The organism is Nonomuraea sediminis (assembly GCF_018531495.1).
Lineage (GTDB): Bacteria > Actinomycetota > Actinomycetes > Streptosporangiales > Streptosporangiaceae > Nonomuraea > Nonomuraea sediminis.
The window spans coordinates 222,491-236,786 of the sequence record NZ_JAHDTI010000002.1 but is presented as its reverse complement, the minus strand read 5'-3'; the positions used below and the strand labels follow the sequence as shown (position 1 = coordinate 236,786).

The window sequence follows — 14,296 nt, the reverse complement described above, 5'->3', positions numbered from 1 at the left end:
CCGCCGGTGAGCTACGGGGACGGTCTCGTAGCCAGCGCCTCGAAGGGGTCGCACCTGTCGATGACGGCGCGGAACTGCTGGAGGATCTCGACCGTCTCGCTCGGCATGAAGGCCCGGGAGTAGAGCCTGGCCAGGGCCAGCTGGTGGCTCTCCACCACCAGCGGGTCGTCGATGAGGCTCGGGCCGTGCAGCAGGTGCAGGAGCAGCAGGTCCGAGCGTTCGGGGTCCGGCAGGCGCACGATCGTGAAGCGGGGCGCGTCGGGCACGAACTCCGTCTGGGAGGCCGGGCGCATGATCTGGATCGTGATGTACGGCTGCTCGGCCGCCGCGATCAGCCAGTCGATCTGCTCCAGCCGATCCTCGGGCCTGGCCAGCGGCGGATCGAGCAGCGCCCTGGGATCGATCACCGCCCACAACGCCGGCCTGCCCTCCCGCTCCAGTGCCTGCTGGCGGCTGCGGATGACGTCGACGCCCCCGGGCACCTGCGCCGGCTGCGCGCCCGGCATCGTGGCCCGCGCGTAGGCCGGCGTCTGCAACAGCGGCGGCAGGATGGTGGGGGAATAGGTCATCAGCTGGCTGGCCTGGTCCTCCAGCGCGAGCACCGTCGACAGCCACACCGGGATCTCCGCGGCGTCGAACCAGCCGGCGTGCCGCTCACCGCTCAGCAGGCTGAGCAGATGGTCGCGATGACGTCGCTCGCGCACGCCGTACTGCGTCAACAGCGTTTCCACCGTGGATCGCCTGGGCACCACCTGTCCGTTCTCGATCCGAGCGATCGTCGTGGGGCTGACCCCCGCCGCCGCGGCCGCAGCCCGGATGGGGAGCCCGATCTGTTGACGCAATCGTGCGAGCCGGGTGGCCAGCACGAAGTGCGCGGGCTGCTGTTCAAGCATCGGTCCCTCGCCTTTCGACCACGATGCTGTCCCGTAGCTCCGATCATGCTCCACGGTAAGGAGCGACCCGCCCCACGGCGAGGCATTCCCGGGAAATGGGTACAAGTCGTGATCTTGAATAAATGGGTCAGCGCGCTGACCTGATAACGAAAGTACCGCTTTGAAATGCGTCTATTGCGATGCTTGCCACCTTTGGTGGACTATGACTCGGATCATTGACGATGGTCATCTTGTGAAAATGGGTACAGCAGGTGGGGGTTCGAGGCGGAAGGAGGTATGGAGCGACGTGCTGGAAATCGCTCTGACCTGGTCTTTTGCCTCATTTTCAATGGCGCGGCACGCCGTACCCGGCAATCAGCACTCAGCTGTCAGAGACTTCTTCGTACGCCGGTGGGGAGACGGGACCGTCGAGCTGAGAAGCGGCGAGATCCACGTGGAGAAGCTGCTGCTCGAACCTGTCGACGACCTCGTCAGGCAGGTCGGCCAATTTCAGCGCGATCGCGCGCAGATGGGGAGCGCGATCGAGCAACTGCAGCAGCTTGGTGTCGGAGTCCTCTTCGAGGCCGAAATCGGCCAGGGTGACGCCGAAGAAACGCGCGATCGGCAACAGCGTGCCCGGCAGGGGCGTCATGATCGTGCCATCGAGCAGGTTGAGCAACGTCTGGTAGCTGGGTCCCGTACCGCCGTTGTGCTCCTTGATGGCCGCGGCCAGGCGCCTGCTGCCGTTTCCCTTGTCCGCCCAGGGCAGGCCGTTCGGCGCGAGCGTCCGCTCCATCAACGCCCGCAGGGTGCCTGCCACCTGCTGGGCGAGCGGCGACAGCGCCATGAACGTCCCTTCAGCCCGTGGATGATCCGCCTGGCCGTTCCCACTCTAGGGCCGGCCGTGATCGCTCGTCGATCGAAGGTAATAAGAATGCACCACTTTCGCCGGACGCACCTCCTCGGCGAACGAACAGTTCACCGGTGTGTGTGATCGGCAGGACGATCACCGCACCCATCGCCGTGACGTGCAGGTTCGGGTAGGAAGGGTGCCACTTTGGGATCTCTTCGTTGGCGTCGGGAGGGCAACCTCCCGCCCGAGAGGACGAGCTTCGTAGGACGGCGGGAGCTGGTGGCCCGCATCTCGGCCGCGGTGGGGCAGGCGCGGTTGGTCACCGCCCTGGGCACAGGGGGAGTAGGCAAGACGCGCGTGGCGTTACAGGCCGCCCGGCAGTTGCAGGCCGCGGGCCGCTATCCGGACGGGGTGTGGCTGGCGGAGCTGTGGGCGCTCGATGACCCCGACGTGCTGGCCAGCGCGATCAGCTCGTCGTTCGGGCTGGCGGACGTGTCGGCGCGGCCCGACGTCGAGGTGCTCGTCGAGTTCCTCGCCGACAAGCACCTGCTGCTGGTCCTGGACACCTGCGAGCACATGATCGGCGCGGTGCGCAAGCTCGTCACGACACTGCTGCAGGCCGCGCCGGGGATGACGATCATGGCCACCAGCCGCGAGACGTTGAACCTGCCCGACGAGCTGGTGATCGTCGTGCCGCCGATGAGCGTCACCCGCGACGGCGAGCGCGAGGCCGAGGCGGTCGAGCTGTTCGTCAGCCGCGCCAGGGACGTGCTGCCGCAGTACGAGCTCGGCCCGCACAACGCCGCCGGCGTGGCCAGGCTGTGCCGCAGGCTGGAGGGGATCCCGCTGGCCCTGGAGCTGGCGGCGGTACGGTTACGCGGCCTGTCGGTGGACCAGATCCTGGACCTCGTCGCGCAGACCACCGACCACCTGACCCAGCAGGGGGCCGTGGACGACATCACCGACGGGATCCTGCCGCCGCGGACGCCGGCCGTACTCTTCGAGACCAGCGGCGTCACGCGGCATCACACCCTGCGCGCGGCCATCGGCTGGAGCCACCAGCTGTGCGAGCCCGCGGAACGGCTGCTGTGGGCCAGGCTGTCGGTCTTCGCCGCCGACTTCGACGGCGTGGCCGCCCGCGAGGCCTGCGCGGGCGACGGGCTGCTGCCCGACGAGATCGACGACCTGCTCGACGGGCTGGTGCACAAGTCGATCCTGACCGTGCAGCAGAACACCCGCACGATCCGCTACCGCATGCTCGACACGCTGCGCGAGTACGGCGCGGGCTGGCTCGAGCAGCTGGCCGGTACCGAGACGATGCGGATCCGGCACCGCGACTACTACCTGCGCCTGGCACAGCGCGGCCAGGAGGCCTGGTGGGGGCCGGGCCAGGTGCGCTGGTGGCACCGCATGCGCGCCGAGAACGCCAACATCCGCACCGCCATCGACTACAGCCTGTCCCATCCCGACCAGGCGGCGCTCGGCCTGGAGCTGGTGACATCTCTGTGGTTCCTCTGGGTGGCCTGCGGGTTCTCCGCCGAGGGCCGCCACTACCTGGTGCGGGCCCTGCACGCCAACCAGCTGCCCTCCTCGGCCAGGTGCAAGGCGCTGTGGGTGGAGGCGTACCTGGCCTGTGCGCAGGGCGACATCCCTGCCGCGGTGGCACGCGCCAAGGAGTGCCGCAGGGAGGGCGCCGAGATCGGCGACAGTGACGCGGTGATCATCGGCACGAAGATGCTCGGCACGGCCGCGGTACTGACCGCCCAGCTGGACAAGGCCAACACGCTGCTGGGCCTGGCCATCAGGAGCCTGCGCCAGGACCCGGCCACGCTCGAGCCGGTGCTGATGCCGGCCATCGTGGAGCTGGCGCTCGTCCACGTCATGCAGGGACAGGCCGCCGAGGCGCTGCCGACGCTGGAGGACTGCCTTGCGACCTGTGACGCGGCGGGGGAGCAGTGGCTGCGCTCCTACGCCGAGTACGTGCGGGCGATGGCCTACCGGCAGCTGGGCCGCATCACCGAGGCGATCGAGTCGATCAGGGCCTCACTGCGCATCAAGCGCCACTTCCGCGACGTGCTCGGCATAGTCCTGGATCTGGAGGCCCTGTCACAGATGGTGATTACTGCGGGCTTCCCACCGGAGATGGCGGCCCAGCTGCAGGGCGCTGCCATGGTCAACTGGACGGAGTACGGTCTGCCGTTGATGGGCAGCCCGTTCTTCAGCGACGACCACGACCGGTGCGCGGCCGAGATACGCCGCCTGATCGGCGAGGACGCCTACCAGGCGGCGCTGGCCCGCGGCAAGACGATGAGCCTGCCCGATGCCGTCGCCTACGCCACAGGCGACAGCGCCGACCTGGGAACCATGTCCGACGACCTGGCGGGGAGCACCTTCTAGGTGTACTGCCCAGGGACGTTGGTCAACCTGGTGATGGGTGGGTTGCCGCCGGTTGCGGTATGGGGCCGGAACCCGCCTGGGTAGTACACCTAGGTCGTCACCGCATATCGGGAACTGGAGGCTGAGTAGTCGACCGATCCACTGATCCAGCAACCGAGCCCGCGTAGGTAGGCCACGACCTCCGGGGCGCCGTCGCGGCTGCGCCCGCACGCCTCGCCCATGCGGGCCAGGGCTGCCTCCCGCATGGCCACGGTCTCGTCGATGGCCTGGCGTAAGGTGCGGCCCGCGGCGACGAGCACGGCGATCAGGTTGTTGGGCGCGTTCGGGCTGAGGCGCTCCTTGGCGTAGGAGAACAGGTCGTTGTCGTAGACGACCACGTCGACGGCCGCCTCGGTGGCGGCGCGCACGTCGGGATCGGTCCACTGCCGTTCGGTCAGGGGCAGCCCGGTGGCCAGCGGGATGATCGCGAACACGGTGAACATGGCGCCGGTGTCGCGCCGCATGCACCGGTAGTCGTCCAGGCTCGGCACCAGGGCCAGCTCCCTGTTGGCCGCCTCCCACACCTGCGAAAGCGCGTAGGTGATCATGGCGTCGGCCCATCTGCGCAGCGCGCCGGAGCCCTGGTCGTGCCGGTCGATGCGCTCGCGCAGGTCGGCCAGCGCGCCGGTGAACGGCGTCGGCTCGCGGGCCTGCCCGCCCTCGAGCACGCGCCACATGTCGGGGATCAGCCGCGCGGTGTCGGAGACCCCGCACGAGGTCTCGAAGATCACGTCGTCGGCGGCGAACAGCCACGTGCACAGGTCGGCGCCGATCTGCAGGCGCTCGCGCGTGGCGTAGGGGTAGACCCGGGCGGCGAGTTCGCCGTAGCGGGCCCGCAGGAACTGCCGGGTGTGGTGCGGGTCGAGCAGCCGGTGCGCCGCTGCCCAGGCCATCGTCGCCGCCTGGATCTCCTCGACGTGGGGGCTGATCTCCGAGGGGAAGGGCGAGCTGAGCGGGGGGATCACAGGGGCGATTGAATCGGATGATCGTCCTGCATGTCAAACATTTGACGACGACCAAGTGAATGGCCACTGACCAGGCATTCTCTCTATTTAGAAAATATCTAGTTGCCAACTGTCAAAGGCTTGACAGTTGGCGTGCTCGTCCACCACGCTGATCTCTGCGTTCGTGTTCCACCTCATGAGTCCCACGCCGCACCGGAGGTGGTGGTACCGATGACCACAAGCCCTCGGCACTGGGCTTTCAACCCCGCGCCGCCGCCCATCACCCCTCCCGACACCGACCAGGACGACACCTGCGAGGGCTGCTTCCCGCGCGCTCAGCAGGCGCTCATCGCCGCGATCTGCCGCCGCATCGCCGGCTCCGCCGCGGACGTCGCCAGCGGCAACTGGCCGCTCGGCGGCGTGGAGATCTGGACCAGGGAACCCGGCAGCGGCAGGCCGCTGGACGAGGCCGCCGCCTGGGTGCTGCACCACAAGATGGCCCGCCAGCTCGCCCTGGTCGGCTGGCACACCGAGGTGGACGCGCGCCGCGTGCTCGTGCTCGGGTGGAGCCTGTCCGCGCTGAAGCATCGCGCCCGCATGCTGCAGGCCGCGCTGGGCCGGCTGGCCTGCTTCGGACCCACCGCGTACCGGGCGGCCACCCTCACCGGCGATCTGCTCGCCGGGCTGTGCACCTCGCCCAGCGAGTTCGAACGCGACTTCGTCGTCGACCGCACCTGCGCCCTGGTCGCGCGATCCCTGCGCTGGCCCGCCTGGCTGGCCGAGATCGCCCGCTACGAGCGCACCTCCCAGGTGCAGCGCATGCAGCTGGTGCTGGCCCAGATCGCCGGGCTCGAGCGCAGGCTCGCCGACGCCTGCCAGGAGCACCTGGCGCTGGCCGCCCGGGTCAGCCGCGCGGTCTGCGAGCACGCCGCCGACGGCGGTTCGCTGGAACGTGCCCGGTTACGCGCGCTGGCCGAGGCCCAGGGGTGGCCCACGCACGGCGCGGACACCAGACCGGCGACGGGAGCAGGTTCGGAGGCTGAGCCGCCGTCGATCGGGCCGATGAACCTGACCGAACGGCGGGTGGCCGCCAGCACCCCGAACCACGCCATAACGGCCCATCGCGACCCGGCGGACCTGCCGCAGCCCGGACGGTGATCGCGTGACCGCCGCCGGCCTCCCCTCGCCCACCACCTGGCCCGCCCTGCGTCCTGACGCCCCCACCCTCTTCCACCAGACCCAGCCCTCAGTACGGCACGCCCCCGCTGTTCGTGGCGGGGCTCAGCCCGCGGTCCCCGGGCGGGCTGGGGCACGGCATCGGAATTCCGGGCGGCCCGGGCTGGTGAAGGTGGTGGCCGCGGCGACCATGGCGCTGTGGATGGCCGACAGCACCGCCACCACGCTGGTCGTGCCCGCGCTGGCCGACGACAGGATCGGCAGCGCGCTGCCGGTGACCGAGCTGAGCTGGATGAGCACGATCTCCTTCGCCACCATCGCGGCGCTGCTGGCCACGGCCGGGCGGCTCGCGGACCTGGTGGGGCGGCGGGCCGTGCTGGCGCTCGGGATGGCGGCCTTCGGGCTCGGCGCGTGCGCGGTGATCGCGGCGCCGACGTTCCCCGTGCTGCTGGCGGGGCGGCTCGCGCAGAGCGTGGGCTCGGCCATGATGGTGCCCGCCTCACTGGCCCTCCTGCTGGCCGAACTTCCTCCCGGACGCCGCACGGGCGCGCTGGCCTGGTGGAGCGCCGCCTCAGGGATCGGCGCCGTCCTGGCCCAGGCGGGCGGCGGCACGATCCTGGCGGCCGCCGGCTGGCGAGCGGTCTACATCCCCTGCGCGATAGGCGCCCTGGCCGTCCTCCTCCTGACCGCCGAAGTCCCCCGCTCGTGCCACCCGCGCGCCGATCTGGTGGGGGCGCGCTCGCGTGCGGCCCGGCCCGATCTGGCGGGGGCGTTGCTGCTGGTGGCGGCGATCGGTGGGGCGGTGCTGGTGCTCTCGCTGGGGGGACGGTGGGGGTGGACGGCGCCGCGGACGCTGGCGTTGGCCGGGTTCGCCGTGGTCGCGCTGGGCGGGGCGGTGGCCACGTCGGTCCGTCACGGTGGCGTTGGAGCGATCGATCTGCGGTTGTGGCGGCGGCCCGGGTTCGGGTTCGGGTGGTTGACGACGCTGTTCTACGGGGTGGAGAGCTTCACCGTGCTGATGGTCGCGCCCCTGTACCTGCGCGCGCACGGGTTGGACGCCCGCCAGGCAGGGCTGGGACTCGCGCCGATGTCGCTGGCCGTGATCGTGGCCGCGCCGCTGTCGGCGATGCTCGCCCGCAGGCGCGGGCCCGCGCCGGTCATCCTGCTCAGCGGGGTGATCGTGGGTGTGGCCGCGCTGCTGATGCTCGGCGAGCGCGAGCCGGGGGCGCGCAGCGTGCTGGTGGCCACAGTGATGGGGCTGGGGCTCGGCGCGCTGGCCGCCTCGACGTCGATGATGGGCACGCTGGCGGCCGAGCCCGCGCAGTACGGCGCCGCGGTGGGGGCGGTGACGACCGCCCGCATGCTGGGCGGCGCGCTCGGCGTCGCGGCGGCCTCCGCCGCGATGGAGCGCCCGCTGCCGATCGGCCCCACGCCCGCCTTCGCCACGGTCGCCGCCGGGCTCCTGGCGGTGGCCGCCCTGATCTGCGCCGCCGTACTCATTCGCGGTCGCCCCCACCGCACGCCGATGAGTACGGCGGCGCCACGCCGCACCCCGATCGAGCCACCCGGCCGGAAGGGGATGGCCCGCCGTACGCCCGACAGACCGGCCGAGTCCGCACGCCGAACACCCGGCAGCGCGGTCGAGCCGGCCCGCCGTACGCCCGACAGAGCAGTCGAGGCGGGCATGTCGGCGGAGCAGGAGGTGGTGGTGTTGCGGCGGCTGCTGGTGGAGCTGCGCGAGGCCTTCGCCCAGGTGCGCGACGGGGCCGAGCTGGAGCTGGCCCGCCTGCAGGTGGATCTGCCGCGGCCCCGCCTGCCCGAGGGGTGGGCCAACCGCGATCTCTTCGAGCGTTCGTAGCAAAGGAGGACGAGCATGCCCGACACGCGCAGACCGATGCATCGGCGCCCGTACGCCGCGGCGGAGGCGCGGAACGACCCGAACGAGGTGCTGACCACTCCGCTGCCGCGGATCCCCGCGGCCTCGGCCCGCACCGTCTACCAGCTGCAGCGGATGCGCCACCTGTCTGCGCAGGCGATGACGAAGATCGACGAAGCGCTCGGGCGGGCCGGCTGAGATGCGCACGAGCACCAGGCCCGCCATGGACACCAGGATGCAGCCGCTGACCCTGGCGGACGTCGAGACCGCTGCCGGCGCCCGGTTGGACCGTGCCGTGTGGGACTTCGTGCAGGGCGGAGCGGGCGACACCGTGCGGGCCAACACGGCGGCGTTCGCGAGGTGGCGGCTACGGCCGTCCGTCGGCGTGGACGTCTCCGCGATCGACCTGGAGATGAAGCTGCTCGGCTCGCACTGGCGGATGCCGGTCGCGGTCGCGCCCCTGGCGCCGATGCGGCTGTGTCACCGCGATGGCGAGGTGGCGTGCGCCGCGGCGGCGACGGCGGCCGGGGTGCCGATGACGCTCGGCATGCTGGCCTCCTACTCCATCGAGGCGGTCGCAGGCCCGCAAGGCGTGCTGTGGCAGCAGCTCTACCTGCTGCGCGACCGCACGGTGACCGCGTCGGTGGCGCGGCGCGCCCAGGCCGCGGGGGCCACCGCCCTGGTGCTCACCATGGACGTGCCGTGGACGGGACGCCGGCTCGGCGACATGCGCAGCGGCTTCCGGATCCCTGACCACCTCAGATCGGGGAACGTGGGCGACGTCGTCCCCGTCACCTGGCGCGACGTGGCCTGGCTGGCCGAGCAGACGGATCTGCCCGTCATCTGCAAGGGCATCGGCACCGGCGGCGACGCGGACAAGGCGATCGAGGCGGGCGCCGCCGCGGTGATCGTCTCCAACCACGGCGGACGCCAGCTCGACGGCGCCCTGGCCAGCCTGGACGCCCTGCCAGAGGTGGTCGACGCGGTCGCCGGCAGGGTCCCCGTGCTGGTGGACGGCGGCATCCGCACCGGCCGCGACGTGCTCGTCGCGCTGGCTCTCGGGGCGCGGGCGGTGCTGGTGGGCCGGCCGGTCCTGTGCGGGCTGGCGTACGCGGGCCGCCAGGGGGTGGAGCAGGTGCTGGGCATCCTCGCCGACGAGTTGCACGACGCGATGGGCCAGTGTGGCCGCCCGGCGCTCGCCGCCATCGACCGCAGTCTCATCACCCCGGCCAACGGTGCTCCGGGGTGACCGCAGTAACCAGGAAGGATCGCCCGATCATGGAACACCCCATCACGCGCATGATCTTGTCGCATGACGGGTCCACGACCCGCCTGCTGGAAGAGCTGCTGCGTGAGCCGCTGGCGTTGCGCACCACGCTGCAGACGCTCAGGGAGGCGCACGCCGTGCTGCCCAGGCGCCTGCAGGCGCGGTTACAGGTCGACCCCGCCGACCTCGTCGTGCTGCGGCGCTCGCAGCTCGTCACCGGCTCCGGCTGGATCGTCACCTCCAACAAGGTGGTCGGAAATCCCCTCCACCCCGCCGCCCAGCTCGCGCTCGCCGCCCAGGACCGGCCGCTCGGCCTGGTGCTGCGCGCGCACCGGCTGGAGCAGCACCGCGATCAGCTCGCCGCGGGCACCACCTCCTGGTACTGGCCGGGTCACGGCCATCTGCCCAGCTGCTGGCGCGACTACCTGATCACGGTCTCCGGCAGGCCCGCGCTCTACATCCGCGAGACCTTCCACCCCGAGATCGCCCCCGTGGACGTGCGTCCTGTCGAACCCCTGGCGCTGTGAGGCTCCCATGTATCCGACCGCCGCATCACCGGCCGCCTGGGGCCGCAGCCGCCGCGCCACGGCCACGCCGGGCGGACTGCTCGTGCTGATCGGTACGGCAGGCCGCACACTCACCCAGCACCAGCAGGCCGCCGTGGCCGAGCTGGCGGAACGCTGGCCGCTGCTGCTCGCCGGTGCGGAACCCGCCGGCCGTACCGTCGTGCACCGGCAGATCAGGCCGGAGACGATGACCAGGCAGGCCATCATGGCAGCGCTGGCCACCTGCGAGTTCCTGCCGCCGGTGCGCGCGGTGCTGGCGCCGGAGTCGCGCCTGTGCGCGGTGGCCACGCGCCTGGCCAGCGAGCTGGGCCTGCCCGGGTACGGCATGGCCGCGGCCGACGTGGTCGCCCACCCGATCCGCACCTTCGACCGGCTGGGAAACGCGGGCCTCCCGATCGCGCCGGGCGAACCGGCCGAGCTGGTCGCCTGGTGCGTGACCGCGCCGCCGCACCACACGGTCGTCGCGGCCGTCACGAGGTTCCTGCCCCATCCGGGGCTGCGGGCCGACGAGCTGGTGGACGTGGAGGACCCGGCGCCGGCGGACCCGGAGGTGCACCGGCTGGCGGCCGAGGCCATCCGCGCGCTCGGCGTGCAGAGCGGGATCACCCGGCTGCACCTCGGCCGCTCCCACGCGATCACCGGCGCGAGCCCGGGACTCGGCGACGACCTGGGCAGGACGGTCCGCCTGGCCACCGGGCTCGACCTGGTCCGCGAGGCCGCCTGGCTCGCCTACGGGGTACGCGGGCCGCGGGAGCTGATCTCCACCAGGTGCACGACGGCCCGCCGTGCCTGGGTCCCGGCCCCGGACCGGCCGGAATCCCGGGACCGGCTGCGTGGCATGGCCTGGGTGGACTCGGTCATCTGGCACGACGGCGAGGCGGAGGTGATCGTCGTCGGCGGCGACGCCGAGCAGTGCGAGCGCTGGATCGACCACGCGCGGCACGTCCTGGTGGAGTCCGAGCCATGGTGACGGCCTGGCTGCTGATGTGCGCCGCGATCGCGGTCGAGGTGGCCTCCACGACCGCGCTCAAGGCCGCCGCGAGCAGCGACTCCCACCTGGGGTGGACGGCGACGGCGCTGGCCGGGGTGATCGTCTCCTACCTGCTGATGGACGGGGCGCTGCGCCTGCAGCTGGAGGCGTCGGTGGCGTACGCGGTGTGGTCGGGCGTCGGGACCACGGCGATCGCGATCATCGGGGCCCTCGGGTTCGGCGAGTCGCTTCACCCGGCGAAGATGATCGGGATCGCGCTGATCATCGTGGGCGTGGCGATGCTCAACCTCGCCCCCGACCCGCAGACCGCCGCGCTGAGACGCCCGCACTCGTCCACCTACCGGCTGGTCGAGGCGCTGTCCGGGCTCGACACGGCGCTGGACGAGCTGGCCAGGCTCGATCCCGCGCGGGTTCGGCGGGTCGCATGAACGGTCCCGGGCCGGCGTTGAGCGTGAGCCTGATGGCTCAGGGCGCCGCGCTGTCGGACCTGGTCGGCTTCACCGCGGCGCTGCCCATGCTGCGATCCGAGGATCTGCCGTGGGCGAGCCTGGCCTATGTCGGATCCTGGGCGGCGGCCATGCTGCTGTGCCGCCCGCTGGCCCGGGTGGCGTCGTGGCGGGTGCTCACCGCGCTCGCGCAGGCCGTGTTCGCGCTCGCCTGTGGCGTGGTGATGTTCACCGGCTCCTGGCCGCTGCTGCTGGCGGCGCGGGCGGTGCAGGGGTGCTGCTGCGCGGTGATGCTGACGTTCGCGCTCGGGCTGCTGCTGCACCACGGCCCGCGGCGCGGTGCCGCGTTGCGGGCCAACAGCGGGGCCGCGCTGGCCGGGGCGCTGCTGGCGCACACCCTGGCCGCGGGGCTGGTCCCCGTGGTGGGCTGGCGGGTGCTGCTTGCTCCCGGCCTGGTGCTCGCGGCGTGCTCGGCGGTGCTCAGCCTGGGCGTGCCCCTGCGGCTCGCGTCCGGTGAGCGCATGATCCTGCTGCCGCGCGCGCTGGTCGTGCTCGTCCAGCGGCGACTGGTCGAACTCGCCGACGGCATCGACATCGCCGCCGACTGCACCGAACAGGCGATCGCCACCCTCACCGGCCGTCCGCCCGCGCTCCCTTCAGGGCCTGCCGGGCTCGCCGCCCAGCCGAGCCTTCCCGCCGTGACCGAGCGGGAGCCCCGGCTGGCGTTGGCCGGGGCGAGCGGGCAGGTGCGACGCCGGCCGTACGAGCGGGCGGACGGGCACGCGGCGGAGGCCTTCCGTGCGCTGCGGCGGGGGAGGCGGTGAGGTCAGTGGTCGCTTGTCTCGTCGAGCTTCTCGCCCAGCACGTCGGCGCTGTGCCTGGCCGCCTGCGCGACCTTGCGCAGCGCCGCCACCTGCTGTTCCAGGAACGGCACGGCATCGGGTACGGCCGGCAGCCGCAGCGTGGGCTCGTCGTCGTCCGTCTCGTCAGGCGGCGGCAGTTCGCGGCCATGCCGGGGCCGGTAGCCGTCGTTTCGTTCCCGATCGTCCGCCACCCGATGATTCTGTCCGCTTCCACCGGAAGGTATCCGACACATGTGGCAATCGTTACCCGATGAGGCGATCGACTTCGTCGAAGACGCGGGCCGCGAGTACGGCTCCCTCCTGTACGACTACGCCCGCACGACGCTCCCGCAGGGGGAGGCCGAACGCGTGGTCGCGGCCACGCTGGTCGCGGCCGTCATCCACGCCGCCAGGCTCACCGACCTGGACAACCTGCGGCCGTGGCTGTACGGGCTGCTGCGCGCGCACCGCAGCGCGGCGGCCTGCGCGACGAGCACCGGGTCGTGGGTGCGTCCCGGCCAGGACGCCGCGCTCGAGCTGCTGCCCGAGGGACTGGCGAGCCTGCGCAAACCGCAGCGGGAGGCGCTCGACCTGGTGCACCGGCACGGGCTGACACTCCCCGAGCTCGCGCTGATCTTCGACGCGGGGCTCGTGGAGGTCGAGATCCTGGTCGACGACGCGGCCGCGAGCCTGGAACGGTGGTACGCCGCCGTCAGCTTCGCCCGCGGTGGCCGCGGGTGCCACGTGCTTGCCGAGCTCGTGTCCGCCTGGGAGAGAGCGCCAAGACGCCTGGCCAGGACCCAGATCGGCCACCACATCGAGGGCTGCTCCACCTGCCAGGCCGCGCCACGGGAGCGCTCGGCCGCCGAGCTGCTGCAGGGCCTGCCGATCGAGGAGGCGCCCGGTTCGCTGACCGGTCACCTGGCCGAGGCCGAGGAGGTCGAGCTGCAGTGGCGGCCTGACGGCTTTCCCCGGCAGGACGACGCGCTCACCGAGGTACGCCAGGACATGCCGTTCCGCGCCTGGGAGGAGGTCTGGGACAAGCGCCCGGACGAGAGCGATCCCGAGGCACGCCTGTCGCCGCTCTGGCTGATGGGCATGGCCAGGCGGCTCGGCCCGGCGGTGAAGGTGATCCTGATCGCGGGCACGGTGGTGACCGTCGTGCTCGGGGTGGCCGTCGCCTGGTCGGGACGGGAGGCCGTGCGGCCGACGTCGCTCGCGGGCCCCGAACGCGACGGCGCGGGCCTGGCACCGTCCGGCACGGGCGTGCCACTCGATCCGTCCCGCACTGCCACCGGTCCGCTCGACCCGCAGCCCAGCGTCCCGGTCGGCCAGCCCACGCTCCCGGTCGGCCAGCCCGTCGTCACGCTGCCCGCCACGACCACGCCGGTGGGCCTGGACGACCCGCCCACCACGCCCGCCGCCTCACCGCAGAACACCGCACGGCCCACCACGCCGCCGAGCACCGCCCGGCCGACCAAGCACCCCTCGAGCCCGCCTCCCGCCCCGACCAAGCAGCCCGTGTCCGACCAGCCCGTACGCCAGGGCCCGAGTGAGCCTCCCCAGTCCAGCGCCAAGCGCGCGAGCTCCAAGCCGCTGGCCGTGGCCGCGCTGCCCAAACCGGCGGCGCCCGAGGCGAGCCTGTCACCCTCCCACCTGGACCTCGGCCTGAGCCGCTCGGGTTCGTTCTCGCTGGAGTGCCCGGGCGCCAGCTGCCAGGTGACCTCGTCCTCGGGCACGGACGGGGTCTCGGTGTCGGGGACGAGCGTCTCCGTCTCCGCCAAGGCTCCCGCGCCCGACTGCTCCTTCGTCACGCAGCAGGGGACGGTGACGGTCAGCTGGACGGGCACCGCGACGGGCGACGGCAAGACCACGCAGGGGACCACCAGCGGTTCGGGAACGCTGACGCTCACGGTCACCTACAAGGCGGTCAACCCGGCCACCGGCGGCTACCGGGTCTACGACGGTTCGCCCATTAACAACTCCGGCACCGGCAAGTGCTAGCCCACGAGTCGAGATGAGGTTCA

General features: G+C 72.2%; 14 protein-coding genes. 10 read left to right on the top strand and 4 right to left on the bottom strand.

The genetic code is table 11. The features are described from left to right. Positions 1-11: 11 nt before the first annotated feature. A complete protein-coding gene (locus KIK09_RS09250; protein WP_214318312.1) occupies positions 12-893 on the bottom strand; it encodes a helix-turn-helix domain-containing protein in 882 nt (293 codons plus the stop codon). Positions 894-1,254: 361 nt separating this feature from the next. Continuing rightward, positions 1,255-1,719, bottom strand: a complete 465-nt coding sequence (locus KIK09_RS09245; protein ID WP_214318311.1) for a hypothetical protein — start codon at positions 1,717-1,719, stop codon at positions 1,255-1,257. Positions 1,720-1,929: 210 nt separating this feature from the next. On the opposite strand from KIK09_RS09245, the gene KIK09_RS09240 reads away from it, so the two are divergent. After that, the gene (locus KIK09_RS09240) at positions 1,930-4,122 is read left to right on the top strand and encodes an ATP-binding protein (RefSeq protein WP_214318310.1); all 2,193 of its coding nucleotides are present in this window, start codon (positions 1,930-1,932) and stop codon (positions 4,120-4,122) included. An 89-nt stretch (positions 4,123-4,211) separates the two neighbouring features. Here the strand turns inward: KIK09_RS09240 and KIK09_RS09235 are convergent, their stop codons facing one another. Beyond that, entirely contained in the window at positions 4,212-5,126 is a 915-nt protein-coding gene (locus KIK09_RS09235; protein WP_214318309.1) for a terpene synthase family protein, read from the bottom strand. Between the two features lie 210 nt (positions 5,127-5,336). Between KIK09_RS09235 and KIK09_RS09230 the strand changes: the two genes are divergently transcribed. The 8 genes from KIK09_RS09230 to KIK09_RS09195 are packed head-to-tail and all read left to right on the top strand — an operon-like array spanning position 5,337 to position 12,251. After that, entirely contained in the window at positions 5,337-6,263 is a 927-nt protein-coding gene (locus KIK09_RS09230; RefSeq protein ID WP_214318308.1) for a hypothetical protein, read from the top strand. 4 nt (positions 6,264-6,267) lie between these two features. Then, on the top strand, positions 6,268-8,139 hold the full coding sequence (locus tag KIK09_RS59000) for an MFS transporter (protein ID WP_214318307.1): 1,872 nt from the start codon (positions 6,268-6,270) through the stop codon (positions 8,137-8,139). 15 nt (positions 8,140-8,154) lie between these two features. Beyond that, positions 8,155-8,355 carry a hypothetical protein gene (locus KIK09_RS09220; protein WP_214318306.1) on the top strand — a complete coding sequence of 67 codons (201 nt, stop codon included), beginning with the start codon at positions 8,155-8,157 and terminating at the stop codon, positions 8,353-8,355. A 25-nt stretch (positions 8,356-8,380) separates the two neighbouring features. Further along, the gene (locus tag KIK09_RS09215) at positions 8,381-9,406 is read left to right on the top strand and encodes an alpha-hydroxy acid oxidase (RefSeq protein ID WP_214318305.1); all 1,026 of its coding nucleotides are present in this window, start codon (positions 8,381-8,383) and stop codon (positions 9,404-9,406) included. A gap of 29 nt (positions 9,407-9,435) precedes the next feature. Continuing rightward, positions 9,436-9,951: a chorismate pyruvate-lyase family protein gene (locus tag KIK09_RS09210; protein WP_214318304.1), complete on the top strand. Its 516-nt coding sequence runs from the start codon at positions 9,436-9,438 to the stop codon at positions 9,949-9,951. A 7-nt stretch (positions 9,952-9,958) separates the two neighbouring features. Continuing rightward, entirely contained in the window at positions 9,959-10,960 is a 1,002-nt protein-coding gene (locus KIK09_RS09205) for a hypothetical protein (protein ID WP_214318303.1), read from the top strand. After that, complete coding sequence (locus tag KIK09_RS09200) at positions 10,954-11,409, top strand: DMT family transporter (protein WP_214318302.1); 456 nt, start codon at positions 10,954-10,956, stop codon at positions 11,407-11,409. The genes KIK09_RS09205 and KIK09_RS09200 overlap by 7 nt, the downstream gene beginning before the upstream one ends. 32 nt (positions 11,410-11,441) lie before the next feature. After that, entirely contained in the window at positions 11,442-12,251 is an 810-nt protein-coding gene (locus KIK09_RS09195) for an MFS transporter (protein ID WP_214318301.1), read from the top strand. A gap of 2 nt (positions 12,252-12,253) precedes the next feature. Here KIK09_RS09195 and KIK09_RS09190 read toward each other — a convergent pair whose 3' ends face one another. Next, positions 12,254-12,481: a hypothetical protein gene (locus tag KIK09_RS09190; RefSeq protein WP_214318300.1), complete on the bottom strand. Its 228-nt coding sequence runs from the start codon at positions 12,479-12,481 to the stop codon at positions 12,254-12,256. Positions 12,482-12,521: 40 nt separating this feature from the next. Here KIK09_RS09190 and KIK09_RS09185 point away from each other — a divergent pair, with 40 nt between their 5' ends. Further along, on the top strand, positions 12,522-14,273 hold the full coding sequence (locus tag KIK09_RS09185; RefSeq protein ID WP_214318299.1) for a hypothetical protein: 1,752 nt from the start codon (positions 12,522-12,524) through the stop codon (positions 14,271-14,273). Positions 14,274-14,296: the final 23 nt, after the last annotated feature.